The 15,937-nt window shown below is 62.9% G+C and carries 15 protein-coding genes; 9 read left to right on the top strand and 6 right to left on the bottom strand.

The annotated features are described in order from the left end of the window. Positions 1 to 77: 77 nt before the first annotated feature. From dusB to GC127_RS22915, 8 genes are all read left to right on the top strand, one after another. A complete protein-coding gene (dusB, locus tag GC127_RS20120; RefSeq protein WP_151979411.1) occupies positions 78 to 1,079 on the top strand; it encodes a tRNA dihydrouridine synthase DusB in 1,002 nt (333 codons plus the stop codon). After that, a complete protein-coding gene (locus GC127_RS20115; protein WP_008280943.1) occupies positions 1,076 to 2,149 on the top strand; it encodes a nitrogen regulation protein NR(II) in 1,074 nt (357 codons plus the stop codon). The genes dusB and GC127_RS20115 overlap by 4 nt, the downstream gene beginning before the upstream one ends. Before the next feature lie 2 nt (positions 2,150 to 2,151). After that, a complete protein-coding gene (locus GC127_RS20110) occupies positions 2,152 to 3,513 on the top strand; it encodes a response regulator (protein WP_008280942.1) in 1,362 nt (453 codons plus the stop codon). Between the two features lie 151 nt (positions 3,514 to 3,664). Continuing rightward, a complete protein-coding gene (locus tag GC127_RS20105) occupies positions 3,665 to 5,881 on the top strand; it encodes a PAS domain-containing sensor histidine kinase (RefSeq protein WP_199861291.1) in 2,217 nt (738 codons plus the stop codon). 7 nt (positions 5,882 to 5,888) lie between these two features. Beyond that, positions 5,889 to 7,298, top strand: coding sequence for a sigma-54 dependent transcriptional regulator (locus GC127_RS20100; protein WP_008280940.1), 1,410 nt, complete (start codon positions 5,889 to 5,891; stop codon positions 7,296 to 7,298). Positions 7,299 to 7,493: 195 nt separating this feature from the next. Beyond that, entirely contained in the window at positions 7,494 to 8,435 is a 942-nt protein-coding gene (locus GC127_RS20095; RefSeq protein WP_037297623.1) for a sulfurtransferase, read from the top strand. Positions 8,436 to 8,483: 48 nt separating this feature from the next. Continuing rightward, complete coding sequence (locus GC127_RS20090) at positions 8,484 to 9,587, top strand: YeeE/YedE family protein (protein ID WP_081506152.1); 1,104 nt, start codon at positions 8,484 to 8,486, stop codon at positions 9,585 to 9,587. Beyond that, on the top strand, positions 9,584 to 9,754 hold the full coding sequence (locus GC127_RS22915) for a hypothetical protein (protein WP_008280937.1): 171 nt from the start codon (positions 9,584 to 9,586) through the stop codon (positions 9,752 to 9,754). The genes GC127_RS20090 and GC127_RS22915 overlap by 4 nt, the downstream gene beginning before the upstream one ends. 12 nt (positions 9,755 to 9,766) lie before the next feature. On the opposite strand, the gene GC127_RS20085 is transcribed toward GC127_RS22915, so the two are convergent. From GC127_RS20085 to GC127_RS20070, 4 genes are all read right to left on the bottom strand, one after another. After that, positions 9,767 to 10,960: a peptidoglycan DD-metalloendopeptidase family protein gene (locus GC127_RS20085; protein WP_368372781.1), complete on the bottom strand. Its 1,194-nt coding sequence runs from the start codon at positions 10,958 to 10,960 to the stop codon at positions 9,767 to 9,769. Between the two features lie 113 nt (positions 10,961 to 11,073). Beyond that, complete coding sequence (locus GC127_RS20080) at positions 11,074 to 11,733, bottom strand: protein-L-isoaspartate(D-aspartate) O-methyltransferase (protein ID WP_081506150.1); 660 nt, start codon at positions 11,731 to 11,733, stop codon at positions 11,074 to 11,076. Then, the gene (gene surE / locus GC127_RS20075) at positions 11,730 to 12,512 is read right to left on the bottom strand and encodes a 5'/3'-nucleotidase SurE (protein WP_008280934.1); all 783 of its coding nucleotides are present in this window, start codon (positions 12,510 to 12,512) and stop codon (positions 11,730 to 11,732) included. The genes GC127_RS20080 and surE overlap by 4 nt, the downstream gene beginning before the upstream one ends. A 73-nt stretch (positions 12,513 to 12,585) precedes the next feature. Next, positions 12,586 to 13,239, bottom strand: coding sequence for an SDR family oxidoreductase (locus GC127_RS20070; protein WP_008280933.1), 654 nt, complete (start codon positions 13,237 to 13,239; stop codon positions 12,586 to 12,588). Between the two features lie 107 nt (positions 13,240 to 13,346). On the opposite strand from GC127_RS20070, the gene GC127_RS20065 reads away from it, so the two are divergent. Next, positions 13,347 to 13,916: a biotin transporter BioY gene (locus GC127_RS20065; protein ID WP_008280932.1), complete on the top strand. Its 570-nt coding sequence runs from the start codon at positions 13,347 to 13,349 to the stop codon at positions 13,914 to 13,916. Between the two features lie 77 nt (positions 13,917 to 13,993). Here the strand turns inward: GC127_RS20065 and GC127_RS20060 are convergent, their stop codons facing one another. Both GC127_RS20060 and purF read right to left on the bottom strand, forming a co-directional pair. After that, a complete protein-coding gene (locus tag GC127_RS20060) occupies positions 13,994 to 14,254 on the bottom strand; it encodes a hypothetical protein (protein ID WP_008280931.1) in 261 nt (86 codons plus the stop codon). A 155-nt stretch (positions 14,255 to 14,409) separates the two neighbouring features. Further along, positions 14,410 to 15,864: an amidophosphoribosyltransferase gene (purF, locus tag GC127_RS20055; RefSeq protein ID WP_037297727.1), complete on the bottom strand. Its 1,455-nt coding sequence runs from the start codon at positions 15,862 to 15,864 to the stop codon at positions 14,410 to 14,412. Positions 15,865 to 15,937: the final 73 nt, after the last annotated feature.

Genomic DNA, 15,937 nt, shown 5'->3' with positions numbered 1-15,937 from the left:
TATTTGGGCCTGTGATCATTGTTTGACACAGGGTTCACGGGTAGAACCGAGGTTATGCACAAGGATTAGGCAGGGACATGCTCAGGATCGCGGACAAGGCTTTGGCGACACCGGTTCTTTTGGCGCCAATGGCGGGAATCACGGACCTGCCGTTTCGCAACGTGGTGGCGAGCTTTGGCGCGGGGCTTGTGGTAAGTGAAATGGTCGCCAGCCAAGAGATGGTGCAGGCCAAACCCTCGGCACGCGGCAAGGCGGAATTGGGCCTCGGGGCCGAAAGCACGGCGGTGCAACTGGCGGGCTGCGATGCGCAGTGGATGGCAGAGGCGGCGCGCGTCGTTGCGGATCAAGGCGCGCGGATCATCGACATCAACATGGGGTGCCCAGCGAAGAAGGTGGTGAGTGGCAGCGGATCTGGCGCATCGGGCTCGGCCTTGATGCGGGATCCGGATCATGCGCTGCGGCTGATTGAGGCGGTTGTTGGCGCAGTTGATGTGCCGGTGACGTTGAAAATGCGCCTAGGCTGGGATCACGATTGCCTGAACGCGCCGGAATTGGCGCGGCGGGCAGAGGCGGCGGGCGTGGCGATGGTTACGGTGCATGGGCGCACGCGCTGTCAGTTTTACACGGGAGCCGCCGATTGGGCGGCAATTTCGGACATTGTTGCGGCTGTTAACATTCCAGTCATCGCCAACGGCGATATTGTCGACACTGCCACGGCACGCAAGGCGGTGGCACAGTCGGGGGCGGCAGGTGTGATGATTGGCCGGGGCGCGCGTGGGCGGCCTTGGGTCTTGGCAGAGGTGGCGGCGGCGATGGGGCAGGGCACGGCCCCCTTGGTGCCGCAGGGGGCGGCCTTGGCCGATCTTGTGGCGGGGCATTACGAGGCGATGCTCGGCTTTTACGGGGGTGATCTGGGCCTGCGCGTCGCGCGTAAGCATCTGGGTTGGTATATGGATGCGGCGGGCACGGGTGATCGTCTGCGGCGGGCGGTGTTGACGGCGCGCACGCCCGCTGTGGTGCTGGAGCACTTGCCCGAAGCGATGGAGGCGCGGGCAATGGACGCGCGGGCAGCAGCATGAGCGGGGAGGATGCGATCTGGACCTCGCTGCCGGTGCCGGCGATCCTGCTTGATCCGCAGGACCGCATCGCGGGGATCAACCCGGCGGCGGAGGGGTTCATGATGTCGTCGTCACGGGCGCTGATGGGGCAGCCGGTGTGGGACAAGCTGGCGGTTAACGCGCCGCTGGAAGAGGCGTTCGAGCGGGCGCGGGCGAATGATGCCCCGCTCTTTGTCAATGATGTCGATGTGGGCACGGGCGAGCGCGCGCCGATGCAGTGTAATTTACAGGTGGCACCGCTGACGGGCTGTCCGGGGCATATGATCATGCTGATCAGTCCGCGCGAGTTGGCCGGGCGCATGGTGCAGAACAGCAATGTGAAATCGGCGGCGAAATCGGCGATCGGCATGGCGGAAATGCTGGCGCATGAAATCAAGAACCCGCTGGCGGGCATTACGGGTGCGGCGCAGCTTTTGTCGATGACTTTGGGGCCAGAGGATCTGGAACTGACCGATCTGATCGTGAGCGAGAGCCGCCGGATCGTGAGCCTGTTGGAGCGGGTCGAGCAGTTTGGCAATATCAGCGCGCCGGATATGCGGCCGGTCAATGTGCATGATGTGCTCGACCGTGCGCGGCGCTCTGCCATGCTGGGCTTTGCCGCGCATATGGCGCTGATCGAGGATTACGATCCATCGCTGCCTCTGGCGCTTGGCGATAGTGATCAATTGCTGCAGGTGGTGCTGAACCTCTTGAAGAACGCGGCAGAGGCGGCGCGGGGCAGACCCGGCACGATCCGCCTGCATACCTATTATGAACAGTCGCTCAGGGTGCGGCGGGGCGAAGGGCAGGGCAAGGCGCTCCCCCTTCAGATCGAGATCATCGACGATGGCCCCGGTCTGCCGCCAGAGATTGCCGATCAGGTGTTCGATCCCTTTGTTTCGGGGCGCGAGAATGGCACGGGGTTGGGCTTGGCCTTGGCGGCCAAGATCATTTCGGACCATGACGGCTGGATTTCGGTCAATTCCGTGCCGGGACGCACGGTGTTTCGGATTTCGTTGCAACGGGCAGCGGACGCAACCAAGGAGGCTTGAGGATGGATGGCACGGTACTGGTCGCCGATGACGACCGCACGATCCGCACGGTTCTGACGCAGGCGCTGACACGGGCGGGGTGCCGGGTGCATGCCACCTCGAGCCTGACCACGCTGATGCGGTGGGTGGGCGAGGGCAAGGGCGATGTTGTCATCTCGGATGTGATGATGCCCGATGGCAACGGCCTTGAGATGCTGCCCAAGATCGCGCAGGACCGGCCCGGTTTGCCGGTGATCGTGATTTCGGCGCAGAACACGATCATGACAGCGATCAAGGCGGCAGAGGCGGAGGCCTATGATTATCTGCCCAAGCCCTTTGACCTGCCGGACCTGATGAAGCGCACGGCGCGCGCGCTTGAAAGCCGGGCACGGCGGCCCATTCGCGAAGTCGAGGTGGAGCGGCCCGAGGAATTGCCGCTGATCGGGCGGACCACTGCGATGCAGGCGCTTTACCGGGTGGTGGCGCGGATCATGAATACCGATCTGCCGGTGATGATCTGTGGCGAGTCGGGCACGGGGAAATCGCTGATTGCCAAGGCGATCCATGATTTCTCAGACCGTCGCACGTTGCCTTTTGTCACGGTCACACCGGGGGATTTGCGCGAGCTGGATGGGCCGTCACGGATCATGGCGCGGGTCAAGGGGGGCACGATTGTGCTCGACGAGGTGACGGATCTGCCGCTTGAGGCGCAGGGCCGGGTGGTGCGGATGATGGATGCGCCGGGCGATCATGTGCCGCGGTTCATGGCCACAAGCCGGGTGCCGCCGGGGCAGGCGCTGGAAGAGGGGACCTTGCGCGAGGATCTTTATTATCGGCTGAGCGGGGCGGTGATCGACGTACCAAGTTTGCGGGCACGGGTTGAGGATATTCCGCTGTTGGCAGAGCATTTTCTGGCGCGCGACGAGCGGGATGGACAACCCGCGCGGCATCTGTCGGAACAGGCGGCCGAGCTGATGCGCGCCTATAGCTGGCCGGGCAATGTGCGGCAGTTGGAGAATGCCGTGCGGCGAATCGGGTTGACCGCGATGGCAGAGGAAATCAGCCGGACCGAGGTTGAGGCGGTGCTGGGCAATCAGCCGCGCGCCGAGCCGGTGATGCGCGAGGGGCGGGGCGAAAGCCTGACCGCGTCGGTTGCGGGGCATTTGCGGCGGTATTTCGATCTGCATGGCGATGCCTTGCCGCCTCCGGGGCTATATACTCGCGTTTTACGGGAAATTGAGCTGCCTTTGATCGAGATTGCCTTGGATGCTACGGCGGGCAATCAGGCGAAATGCGCCGATCTGCTTGGCATCAACCGCAATACGTTGCGCAAGAAGATCACCGATTTGGATATTAACGTGACACGCCGCCGCAAGTTGATGTAAAACTGCAACAGGGCTGTTGCTGAACGGGGGCTTGTGCCCTCTGACAGCCCATATGTTGCGGGGAAGCAGATGCAGCCCCACGAGGGAATGGGGGGTGTGCGTGGCAACGCAGACACGCGGGTTCAGGGGCAGACGGTTGTCGTGGGAGGGTGTGAGCCGCCTACGCAGGTTGCAGCGTCTTCAGAATGGGGCGACGCTGAGCCTTGTGCTGTTGGGTCCTGTGCTGGCGCTTGCGACCTATCTTATGATGGGGCCGCTTGATCAGGGGGCCACGTCGAACGGGCTGCGGCTGGTTCTGCTCTGCGACATGATCTATGTGTTGATGGTGGCCGGGCTGGTCATGCAGCGCGTGGCGCGGATGGTGGCGGCGCGGCGCAGTCGCTCGGCGGGATCACGGCTGCACCTGCGGTTGACGGGGGTGTTTGCGCTGATGGCGCTGTTGCCCACGATTACCGTGGCGGTCTTTGCGACATTGTCGGTGAATATGGGCCTAGAGGCTTGGTTTTCCGAACGTGTGGGCCGGGTGGTGGACAGTTCCGTTGCGGCGGCGCAGGCCTATGAAGAGGAACATCGCCGCGATCTGGAGACGGATATTCGCGTGCTGGCGCGGGTGATCAATGCCACCAAACGCGCCGCCGTATTCATGACGGATGGGGATATTCGACAAGTTCTGTCTTCGGGGCAGCGCGAGATTCAGCGGGGGCTGCGCGAGGCCTTTGTGATTGATGGCACGGGCGAGATCCGGGCCCGTGGTGAGCGGTCGTATCTGTTTGACTATGAGCGCCCGACGGCGGCGCAGATTGCCGAGGCGCAGGCCGAGGGCGTGGTGGTGATCCGGGATTGGGAGAATAACGAGTTTCGCGCGCTGATGCCGCTTGAGGCGTTGCCCGACCGGCTGCTTTACGTGAGCCGCACGGTGGATGGGGCCATTTTGAACCTGCTGGATGAGACCAAGGAAACCGCGAATTTCTACAAGCAGCGCGAGAGTGAGCGGGGGCGGGTTCTGTTTGAATTCGGGCTGCTCTATCTGGGGTTTGCCGTGATCCTGATTCTTGCGGCGATCTGGCTGGGCATGTGGTTTGCCGAGCGGCTGTCACAACCGGTTGGGCGGCTGACCTCTGCGGCGCAGCGTGTGGGCGAGGGGGATCTGGATACGCAGGTGCGCGAAGAGGAGGGCGACGACGAAATTGCGCAACTCAGCACCTATTTCAACCAGATGACGCGGCAATTGAAGGGGCAGCGTGAGGCGCTCTTGACCAATACGCAGCAGATCGAGCGACGGCGGCGGCTGTTTGACTCGGTGCTTGGGTCTGTGTCATCGGGCGTTGTGGGATTGGATGCGGAGGGGCGCGTGACCTTTGTCAACCGCGCTGCCGAGCGGTTGCTGGATTGGTCCGAGGATCAGCAATCGCTGGCGCTGAATGCGGTGGTGCCGGAATTTGGTGCGCTGTTTGATCGGCTGCGCACGGTGCCGGGCGGATTTGTGCAAGAAGAAATCAAGGTGATGCGCGCCACGCGGCAGGAAAATTTGCTGGTGCGGATGTCGACCCGGATCAGCGAGGCGGGCACGCGCGAGGGCTATGTGGTGGCGTTTGACGATGTGACCGATCTTGTGAGCGCGCAGCGCATGGCCGCATGGGGGGATGTGGCGCGCCGGATTGCGCATGAAATCAAGAACCCGCTGACGCCCATTCAATTGAGCGCTGAGCGGATCAAGCGCAAGTTTGCCAAGCAGTTGCCGCCCGAAGAGGCGCAGAGCCTGGAGCAATTGACCGATGTGGTGGTGCGCCAGACCAATGATCTGCGCCGGATTGTTGACGAGTTTTCCAAGTTTGCGCGGATGCCAGAGCCGGTGACGCAGCAGGAGAGCCTGAGTCAGGTGTTGCGCGAGGTCGTGCTATTGCAAGAGACTGGGCAGCCGGGGGTTGTGTTCGACCTGCGGTTGGATACGGCACCGCTTAGGGCAGATATTGACGCGGCGATGATCGGGCAGGCCCTAACAAATTTGGTGAAGAACGCCGGGGAAGCGATTGAAACGCTTCAAGAAAAAGGAGCGCCAGACGGGCATCGCCCAACGATTCGGATCGAGAGCGGAATCGAGGAAGACCGCGCCGTGATCCGCATTTCTGACAATGGGATCGGGTTGCCGCAGGACCGCGCGCGGCTGTTCGAGCCCTATGTGACGACGCGCGACAAGGGCACGGGACTTGGCCTGCCCATCGTGAAGAAGATCATCGAAGAGCATGGCGGAACGTTGGTGCTAGTCGATGCCGAACCGTTCGAGGCGGGGGCACATGCAGGGGCGATGGCCGTGGTCAGCCTGCCGTTGGTTGTGCAAGACACTGTAGAGGCCAAATTGGCTGTTTGAGGGACCGATGAGTGATATTCTGATTGTCGATGACGAGCGTGATATTCGAGAGTTGATCTCGGATATTCTGGAGGATGAAGGCTATGCCACCCGTCGGGCGGGCAATTCTGACGAGGCGATGGCAGCGATTGCCGCAGAACAGCCGGGCCTCTTGATCCTCGATATCTGGCTCAAGGATAGCCATATGGACGGGATCGATATCCTCAAAACGGTCAAACGCGAATATCCGGATGTGCCGGTGGTGATTATCTCGGGCCATGGCAATATCGAAATCGCCGTCGCGGCGATCAAGCAGGGCGCCTATGACTTTATCGAAAAACCGTTCAACATTGATCAGTTGATGGTGGTGATCCGGCGCGGCATGGAAACCAGCCGGTTGCGGCGGGAAAATCAGGCGTTGAAGCGGCGGGAAACGGCACCGTCGGAGATGTTGGGCGAGGCTTCGGCGTTTCGGGCGCTGATGGGGCAATTGGACAAGGTGACGAAATCCAACGGCCGCGTCATGCTGTCGGGCCCTGCGGGGGCCGGCAAGGAATTGGCGGCGCGCTATATTCATGCCAATTCGGCGCGCGCTTCGGCACCGTTTGTCACGGTTGGCTGTGCCTCGATCGCGCCGGAGCGGATGGAAGAGGTGCTCTTTGGTCGCGAATCTGACGAGAGTGGCGTGGTGCCGGGCCTGTTGGAAGAGGCCAATGGCGGGGTGATCTATTTTGACGAGGTTGCGGATATGCCGATGGGCACGCAATCCAAGATTTTGCGGGTATTGGTGGATCAGACGTTTTTGCGGGTGGGGGGCAGCAGCAAGATTCAGGTGGATTTGCGGGTGATCTCTTCGACCAGCCGGGATCTGGAAGCGGAGATTGCCGCCGAGCGATTCCGGCGGGAGCTGTTTCATCGGCTGAATGTCGTGCCGATTGCGGTGCCGAGCCTCGAAGAGCGGCGCGAGGATATTCCGGCGCTGGCTGAGCATTTCATTGCCATGTTCCACAAGACCCAAGGGCTCGCGCTGCGGTCCCTGAGCGAGGAGGCGGCGGCGCTGTTGCAGACGATGCGCTGGCCGGGGAATGTGCGGCAGTTGCGCAATGTGATCGAGCGGGTGTTGATCTTGGGCGAAGGCAGCGGGCCGATTGCGGCGCGCGAATTGCCCAGCGAGAGCAGCGGGCCGGTTGACGAGGGGCGTGTGGTGTTGTCGGGGGCGATTGCCACCATGGCCCTGCGTGAGGCGCGCGAAGCGTTCGAACGGGAATATCTGCTGACACAGATCAACCGCTTTGGCGGCAATATCAGCCGCACGGCGGAGTTTGTGGGCATGGAGCGCAGCGCCTTGCATCGCAAGCTGAAATCCTTGGGCATTGTGACCGGGGCCAAGGGTTCGGGGCGCGGGGACGAGAGTGAGGATTTTGAGGCATTCGGATAGAATGATCTGGGCGTTACGTATGAATTGGAAAAATATTCGTATTTGAGCGGCGTTGTAGTATCTTGATGGGATGACATCCCGCTGACCGGACGATGCGTCTTATTCGCGCGCGCGGCTGCGAAATAGGGGCGGATGTCTTGTTGTTACGCTATGCCGGGCCTAGGTACGGCGTCAGAACATCAAGGGGAGATCACCATGTTTGACAGCTTTAGAAAACTGGGACTGGCGGCGGCGCTGGCTGTAGCACCGCTCACCGCGATGGCGCAATTGGGGCCGCTCACTAACCCGGAGGAGGTGACGCAGGCGCAGGCCACACAAGAGGCGATCGTGCTCGATATTCGCCCCGGTGACGCCTATGAGGCCGGGCATATTCCGGGGGCGATCCCGGCACCTTATGGGCTGTTTCGCGGACCGGCCGACAATCCCGGACAAATCGTGCCCGAAGACAAGATGACCGAAGTTCTGCGCAGTCTGGGTGTGACGGCGGGACGGCCCATTGTGGTTGTGCATCAGGGTAGCGATCAGACCGATTTTGGCGCGGCAGCGCGGGTCTATTGGTCGCTCAAGTCGAGTGGGCTGACGGATCTGGCTATTCTCAACGGTGGTATGAACGCCTGGGAACAGGCGGGCAAACCGACCGCGACGGGTGCAGCAGGGGCAATCACCCCAAGCGATATAACTGTGACCTATGATCCGACCTGGACCGCCACGCGCGAGGATGTGAAGGCGATCATCGACGGCAAGGACAGCGCCGAATTGATCGACGCGCGCCCCGAAGCGTTCTGGAAGGGGGAAACCAAACATGCCGCGGCCACCCAACCGGGCACCTTGCCGCAATCGCGGTATTTCACGCATGACCGTTGGTTCGGGAATGATGAGCCGTCGCTGATCAAGCCGGACCTGATCCGCGAGTTGGCAACGAAAAACGGGTTTGAGGCGGGGGACCGGCTGGTTTCCTTCTGCAACACCGGGCATTGGGCCGCGACCAACTGGTTCGCCCTGAGCGAAGTGGCGGGCATTGAAGGGGTGCGGATGTATCCCGAATCTATGGTCGGCTGGTCGAATGCGGGCTATGACATGGCCAATGTGCCGGGGCTGTTCCAGAATCTGCTGAACAAGATCACCGGCAAATACTGAAATAACACCTGATAGGAGCCCCGCGTGAGCCAAGCCGCTTCTGCCGCGATGTCGTCCTCACCCGGCGCTCTGTCGCGCCTTTTGGCTCTGGCCGCTGTGGCGGCGGTGGTTCTGGCGGTGGCCCTGTTCGCAGGGCCCCGCTATGGTCTTTTGCTGCTGATCGGGCTTGGCTTTGGTCTGGCGCTTGAAGGGTTTCGCTTTGGCTTTACCGGGCCATGGCGGCGGATGATCCTTGAGCGGGATGCCTCGGGGTTATTGGCACAGCTTATTTGCATTGCCCTTGTGGCGAGCGTTGCCTTTCCGCTTTTGGCGGCGAATGGGGCAGAGCTGAAGGGTGCGCATGCGCCGATTGGTGTGGCGATGATCGGCGGTGCCTTTGTGTTCGGCGCGGCGATGCAGATCGTTCTGGGCTGTGGATCGGGCACGCTGGTCAATGCCGGGAGCGGCAATGCCATCGGCGCGGTGGCGCTGCCATTCTTTGCCATTGGCAGTTTTGCAGGCGCGTATCACCTGACTTGGTGGACCAATCTGGGCAGTCTACCGGTCGTAGCGCTGTCGGGCGGGCAGGGGTTGGCGATCACGCTGGTGGGTCTGGGCGCAGTCGCGGCCCTTGCCCTGATGGTGGGCAAGCCCGGCTCTTATCGCCTGCCTGCGCGGTATTGGGGGGCAATTCTGGCGCTCGCGGGGTTGGCGATCCTGCATCTGGTGGTGGCGGGGCAACCTTGGGGCGTGGTTTACGGCTTGGGTCTCTGGGTGGCCAAGGTGGTGGTGGCCGTGGGGGGCGATCTGTCGGGATCGGCGTTCTGGTCGGCACCGGGCAATCAGGGGCAGGTGGCGGCAAGTGTGCTTACGGATGTGACCTCGCTCACCGATTTCGGATTGATCGGGGGGGCGGCGCTGATGGCGTGGTGGCGGGCCGGTCTCGCCTCGCCGGTGGGTGTTCTGCCTGCGCGGGCCTGGGCTGCGGTGATCATCGCGGGGCTGGTGCTGGGCTATAGTTCGCGGCTGGCGTTTGGCTGCAACATCGGCGCGTTTTTCAGCGGTATCGGCACCGGATCGGCGCATGGCTGGGTGTGGTTCATCGCGGCCTTTGCCGGGTCTTGGGTGGGCGTGCGGTTGCGGCCCTCTTTGGGGCTGGAGGCGCGCAAATGATCCGGGCGCATGTGACAGGTGCCGTGCTGGTGCTGATCGTCGCGATTGTGGCGTTTGATGCCGGGACGGCAGAGCCGCTCAATCCCTATACCGCGCCGCCGATGCTGGCGCTTGGCTCTGGCATGGCGGCGGCGGGGGCGCATTGCGCCGCACCGCCGCCGAAATAACCCGCGAGACAGTTAGCCCCCGAGAAAGCCCATCGGATCGACGCTGTCGAACCCGTCGCGCACCTCGAAATGCAGGGCTGGGGTGCCGGTGCGACGGATCTCGGCCAGCTTTTGGCCGCGTGTCACGCTATCGCCTTTCTTGACGGTCAGGCCTTCGACATTGGAATAGACGGTCAAGAGTGAGCCTGCATGTTTGACCACGATGATCGGGATGCCGTTGGTATCCTCAGTGATGGCGGCGACGGTGCCCGCATCAGCGGCCACGACCGGCGCGCCCGGAGCGGCGGAGATGTCGATGCCATCATTGCGGCCCTTGGCATATTCACGGATGATATCGCCCTTGACCGGGAAGGTCATGCGCGCGCTCGTGGTCTTGGTTTCGGTCTTGCCCAGATCGGGGGCGGCGATTTTCTCGACCGGCGCGGCCTTGGGGGTTGTGACCTCGTCGGGCAGCGGTTTGGAGGCGCTCGGCGGGGTCGGGGTGGGCGTGCCTGCGCCGGGGGGCGTGACGGCGACCACATCCGCCTCGTCAAAGGGTTCGGTTTTCTCGCCCGGAAGCGCCACCGGGATCAGCAGGAATTGCCCCTCGCGCACCGCGAAATCCGGGCCTAGCCCGTTCCAATCGGCCAAGCTGCGGATCGAGACATTGTAGAGCCGGGCGATGGAAAAGGCGGTTTCGCCGCGCTCGACCTTGTGGCGCACGGGTTCTGCGCCGACCTGCGCCGGGGCTGTGGCGGTGCCGGGCGTTGCGGGGGGCAAGGCGGTGGCGGTCACAGTCTGGGAATCCGCGCGGCGGATCGCACCATCGGCGATGCTGCCGATGTCGACGCCCGAGGGCGATTGGATCGGGCCGCCCAAGGGTTCGGCGACGCGGCCGGGCAGGGCGATGATTTCGCCTTTGCGCAGGGGATCGCCGGTCTGCACGCCGTTGAAGCGGGCAATCTCTCCGGGGTCGGCCCCGATGCGGCGGGCAAGGCTGCCGACGGTATCGCCACGCTCGGCCACGGCGACCTGATAGCCGGGGTAAGAGATGATGCCGCGCGCATCCGGTTGTGGGCGCGGGGCGGTGGCATTACGTGCCGCCTCGGCGGTGCTGGGGGCATTGCCAAAAGCGCCGCGCATGTCGAGATCCAGCGGCTTGTCACAGGCCGCCAGAGCGAAGGCCATTGTCGCCAGAAGCGGTGCGGAGCGGGAAAATTTACGCATCTCGATCATCCTCTTGAGTGGTCCCTTGTTGGCCGGGGCCTTGGGTTTACTGTTACTTTACGACGCCGTGGGTCACCGTATTCAGTTGTCATTGTGTTCAGTTGTCACCGTGTTCACCCATCGCGCCCCAGCCCCTCGACCAGAGGGACAAAGCGCACGGGGCGCAATTCGTCATAGTCAAACCCGGATTCGTGCCGGGTTACGCGGATCAGCCGCTGCACGGCATCGGACTGGCCCACGGGCACAACCATGATACCCCCGATCTTGAGCTGGGCCAATAGGGGGCCGGGCGGGTCTTCGGCGGCAGCCGTAACGATTATTCGGTCAAAGGGGGCCTGATCGGGCAAGCCAAAGCTGCCATCGGCGGTAAGCGCGGTGATATTTGTCAGATCGAGGGCGCGAAAAATCTCGGATGCCTCTGTGACCAGACGTTTGTGACGGTCCACGGTATAGACACGGCGGGCCAACTGGCTGAGGATCGCGGCCTGATAGCCCGATCCGGTGCCCACTTCGAGCACCTTGTCGCGGTTCGTGACCTTGAGGGCCTGCGTCATCAGCCCCACCACTGAAGGTTGGCTGATGGTTTGGCCACAGGCGATGGGCAGCGGCATATCCTCATAGGCGCGCTCTGCGAAGTATCCCCGGATAAAGGGGCCACGGTCGATCTGCTCCATCGCGGTCAGAACCCGCGCATCGGTCACGCCCTTGGAGCGCAGGGCAAAGAGAAACTGCATCTTGCGTTCGGCGCTGCTGTGATCCTCGTCGTCGGTCATTCGATCGCCTTGAGCGCCTCCAGCGCGTCATGGGCGGTAAGATCCGCGCGCATCGGGGTGACGGATATATAGCCTTGCAGGTTCACATCGGCATCTGATCCGGGGCTGGTAGGCTCGTTCTGGGGCGCGCCCGTGACCCAGAGAAAGCGCCGACCGGATGGGGCGACATGCGGTTCGACGCCAAAGCCCATGTCCCGGCGGAACCCTTGGTGTGCGGCGCGGATGCCCTTGACCCCGGAGGCAGGAAAGGGCGGAAAGTTGATGTTGTAGAAGATGCCGTAATCGTCACGTGTCCAGACGCCCTTATCCAGCAGGCGTTTTAGCGTGGGCAGGCCGTGCACGCGCGCCGCCTCGAATGTGTCGTCAAGATCGCGATTGGCGGGGCCGTAATATTGGCTGAGGGCCACGGCGGGCACGCCTTGCAACGCGGCCTCCATCGCGGCACCGACGGTGCCAGAATAGACGGCGTTTTCTGCGGCGTTGTTGCCGCGATTGACGCCCGAGAGCACGAGATCGGGGCGAGCGTCCTTCATCACGTCATGCAGACCTGCGAGAACGCAATCAGCGGGGCTGCCTTCGGCGGCGTAGCGACGCTCTGCCATTTTCGAGATCATCATCGGGCGCGTATAAGAGATGCAATGCCCGACGCCCGATTGTTCAAAGGCGGGGGCCACTGTCCAGACTTCGCCATCTGGACCGGCGAGCGCGTTGGCGATTTCGTCAAGGACAGCCAGACCGGGGGCGTTGATGCCGTCGTCATTGGTGATGAGAATACGCATGTGCCTGCCCTTTGTTTTTGTCTGGTCTCTGTCTAACGGGCGCGGGCGCGGGCGGCAAGCATGGGACGCCGGATCAGGACAAGGCCGCCATCAGGCGCGCCGCCTCGTCCCGCGGAGAGGCGAGACCCTCGCGGTCTTCACCGGGGTGAAAGCGGGCGCGGGTGGCGGTTGGCATGGGGGCCGGTGCCAAGATATGCACGCGCGGGCCGGTTTTGGCGGTCTCGGCTTGCCAAGAGCGCGCGAGCGCGATTTGTGAGGCTTTTGTTGCGCCATAGGCGCCATAGAATTTTTCGCCTGCGCGGGGATCGTCAAAAAACACAGCCTGGCCGTCTGTGCCCAGAAGCGGCGCGATGAAAGGGATCAGGATGCCGGTGGCGGTGACGTTGCAGGCCACGGATTTGGCCCAATCCCCCTCAGAGAGATGCGCGACCGGGGTCAAGGGGGCGGCATGCACCGCCGCGTGAACCCATGTTGCAACAGCGCCCCAGCGGTCGTGGATCGAGCGGCACAGCTGCGCCATGGCCCCGGTATTGGTGATGTCCATCGGGGCCAGCGTCGCCTGACCGCCTGCGGCCTGAATGCGGTCATCCAGTTCCTCAAGCGCGCCAGTGGTGCGGGCGACCGCGACGACGTGATGGGTTTTGGCCAAGGCTTCGGCCATGGCGGCCCCAAGGCCGCGCGAGGCGCCGGTGACAAGGGCGATCGGGAGGGGTGTGCTTGTGTCCATATAAGGGAAATCCCACCAGTTGCGGGGCAATTCAAGGGCAATCGCTTGACTTTCTCGCGCATGCAGCGAAAAAGTCGTGCCAGAGACATAACAGAGGGACGCGAACCATGCGCGATACAGTTTTGACCAAGGCCGTGATCGGTCACGACACAGTGCTCCGGAAGGTGGGGCTGGTTCTAGGCGGCTCTTTCCTGATTGCTGTGGCGGCACAGATCAGTGTGCCGTTCTATCCGGTGCCGCTCACACTTCAGACGCTGGCGATCCTGATGGTCGGGTTGACCTTTGGCTCGCGTCTGGGTGCGCTGACGCTGCTGGCCTATCTGGCTGAGGGCGCGATGGGCCTGCCGGTGTTTGCAGGTGGCTTGAACGGTGTGGCGTTGATGGGGCCGACCGCCGGTTTCCTTTTTGGGTTTGTCGCCATGGCCTATCTGGCCGGTCTTGCGGTCGAGCGTGGTCTGGCGCGCGGCGTCGTATCCACGGCGCTCTGTGGCATGGGCATTTCGGCGCTGCTTTATATTCCGGGGCTTGCATGGCCTGCGGCGATGCTGGGCAAGAGCGCGGATGCGCTGTGGTCGGGGTGGATGGCACCCTTCCTGCTGGGCGATGCGGTCAAGGCTGTGATCGCGGCGATGATCGTGACCGGGGCAACCGTGCTGATCCGCGCTCGCAAGGGCTGAGCCGCGCGCCAAGCGTAAGACGTCAAAGAAACGCCGCCTCTGTAAAAGGGGCGGCGTTTTTCTTTGGGTGCATAGGATCAGGAGGCGGGCAGACTGAGGCGTTCGCTTCGGCCTGCGCGGGCGAGGATCACGACCCCTTCGCCAATGGCGGCGACGGTCGCGCTGCCAAGGTCTGTGCCGACCTCGACGGTGTGGACCGCGCCCTTTACGCGCAACAGCGCACGGGCATGGGACGGGCCGTGCAATGTGCCCAGCAGAACAAGCCCGGCATCGGGCAGAGCGCCGCGCAGGGTTGCGGCCTCTAATGTGGCGAGAGGAGTTTCTGTTTGATCTGTCACCCTGTGCCTCTTTCGTAAGATGCTTTGGGGGCATCTAGACAGGGCAGGGGGCAGGGAGAAGGGGGGCCTGCGCGCATCGGCAAGGATTTGCCGCAACGCAGCATTTCAGGCGCAATTATCCGCTCAGCCGGGTTTCAGGGCTGAGCGGAGCGGTGTTATTCGGCGGCTTTCAGCGCGAAGCCTTTTTCGATCATGTCGGAGGGGGCCACCGGGTATTCGCCCGAGAAGCAGGCATCGCAATATTGCGGGCATTTGGCATTACGCCCGCCGGCTTCGCCCACGGCGCGATAGAGACCGTCGAGCGAGATGAACTTGAGGCTGTCCACCTGCAAGTGATCGCGCATCTCATCCTCGGACATGGTGGCGGCGAGCAGTTTTTCCCGCTGCGGTGTGTCGACCCCGTAAAAGCACGGCCAAGCCGTGGGGGGCGACGCGATCCGGAAATGCACCTCGGCGGCACCGGCATCAAGGATCATCTCTTTGATCTTGCGGCTGGTGGTGCCGCGCACCACGCTGTCATCCACGAGGATGACGCGCTTGCCCTCGATCAGGGCGCGGTTGACGTTGAGTTTGAGGCGCACGCCCATGTTGCGGATCTGTTCGGTGGGTTCGATAAACGTCCGGCCCATGTACTGGTTTCGGATGATCCCCATTGCAAAGGGAATGCCCGATTCGTGGCTATAGCCGATGGCTGCAGGCGTGCCGCTATCGGGGACGGGGCAGACCAGATCGGCATCAACCGGGGCTTCACGCGCCAGTTCCACCCCGATCTGATGGCGGGTTTCATAGACTGAGCGGCCACCGATGATGGAATCGGGGCGCGAGAAATAGACATGCTCGAAGATACAGAAGCGCGAGGATTGGCGGCGGAAGGGAAAATGGCTTTCGACGCCGCTTTTGGCGGAAATCACCACCATTTCGCCGGGCTCGATCTCGCGTACAAAGGTGGCACCGATGATGTCGAGCGCGCAGGTTTCCGAGCTGAGCACCCAGCCTTCGCCCAATTGACCCAAGACCAGCGGGCGCACGCCCAAGGGATCGCGCACGCCGATCAGTTTGGAGCGGGTCATGGCGACCACGGAAAACGCCCCCTCGACCCGGCGCAGCGCATCTTCCATCCGTTCGGGGATGTTGCGTTGCAGCGAGCGGGCCATAAGGTGAATGATACATTCCGTGTCCGAACCGGACTGAAAGATCGAGCCGCGCTCGATCAGTTCCTTGCGCAGCGCGATGGCGTTGGTGATGTTGCCATTATGGGCAATCGCCGCCCCGCCCATGGAAAACTCGCCAAAGAAGGGCTGCACATCGCGGATGGCGGCCCCTTTGGCCCCGGCGGTGGAATAGCGCACATGGCCGATAGCCAGCGGGCCGGGCAGGGTTTCCATCAGCGATTGGCTGGTGAAGTTGTCGCGCACATAGCCAAAGCGGCGCACGGAATTGAAACCTTGGTCGGGGCAATGGCTGACAATGCCGCCAGCCTCTTGGCCACGATGTTGCAGGGCATGCAGGCCGAGGGCTACGAAATTGGCCGCGTCGGTCAGACCGATCACGCCAAATATTCCGCATTCCTCCTTCAGCTTGTCATCGTCGAAGGGGTGGGCGGGGGGCATATGTTTGGGCAAAGCGGGCAGCTCCGAATCCATGGATATCGCTTGGGCGTGTCATACGCGCTCAGGCGACGCA

Source organism: Roseovarius sp. EC-HK134 (genome assembly GCF_902498815.1).
GTDB lineage: Bacteria > Pseudomonadota > Alphaproteobacteria > Rhodobacterales > Rhodobacteraceae > Roseovarius > Roseovarius mucosus_A.
This window is presented reverse-complemented; position numbering and strand designations above follow the sequence as displayed.

What these genes read in the sequence shown, in the direction of transcription:
- dusB (WP_151979411.1), top strand. Translation starts at nt 78, where the DNA reads ATGCTCAGGATCGCGGACAAGGCTTTGGCGACACCGGTTCTTTTGGCG.
- GC127_RS20115 (WP_008280943.1), top strand. Translation starts at nt 1,076, where the DNA reads ATGAGCGGGGAGGATGCGATCTGGACCTCGCTGCCGGTGCCGGCGATC.
- GC127_RS20110 (WP_008280942.1), top strand. Translation starts at nt 2,152, where the DNA reads ATGGATGGCACGGTACTGGTCGCCGATGACGACCGCACGATCCGCACG.
- GC127_RS20100 (WP_008280940.1), top strand. Translation starts at nt 5,889, where the DNA reads ATGAGTGATATTCTGATTGTCGATGACGAGCGTGATATTCGAGAGTTG.
- GC127_RS20095 (WP_037297623.1), top strand. Translation starts at nt 7,494, where the DNA reads ATGTTTGACAGCTTTAGAAAACTGGGACTGGCGGCGGCGCTGGCTGTA.
- GC127_RS20090 (WP_081506152.1), top strand. Translation starts at nt 8,484, where the DNA reads ATGTCGTCCTCACCCGGCGCTCTGTCGCGCCTTTTGGCTCTGGCCGCT.
- GC127_RS22915 (WP_008280937.1), top strand. Translation starts at nt 9,584, where the DNA reads ATGATCCGGGCGCATGTGACAGGTGCCGTGCTGGTGCTGATCGTCGCG.
- GC127_RS20085 (WP_368372781.1), bottom strand. Translation starts at nt 10,960, where the DNA reads ATGCGTAAATTTTCCCGCTCCGCACCGCTTCTGGCGACAATGGCCTTC.
- GC127_RS20080 (WP_081506150.1), bottom strand. Translation starts at nt 11,733, where the DNA reads ATGACCGACGACGAGGATCACAGCAGCGCCGAACGCAAGATGCAGTTT.
- surE (WP_008280934.1), bottom strand. Translation starts at nt 12,512, where the DNA reads ATGCGTATTCTCATCACCAATGACGACGGCATCAACGCCCCCGGTCTG.
- GC127_RS20070 (WP_008280933.1), bottom strand. Translation starts at nt 13,239, where the DNA reads ATGGACACAAGCACACCCCTCCCGATCGCCCTTGTCACCGGCGCCTCG.
- GC127_RS20065 (WP_008280932.1), top strand. Translation starts at nt 13,347, where the DNA reads ATGCGCGATACAGTTTTGACCAAGGCCGTGATCGGTCACGACACAGTG.
- purF (WP_037297727.1), bottom strand. Translation starts at nt 15,864, where the DNA reads ATGCCCCCCGCCCACCCCTTCGACGATGACAAGCTGAAGGAGGAATGC.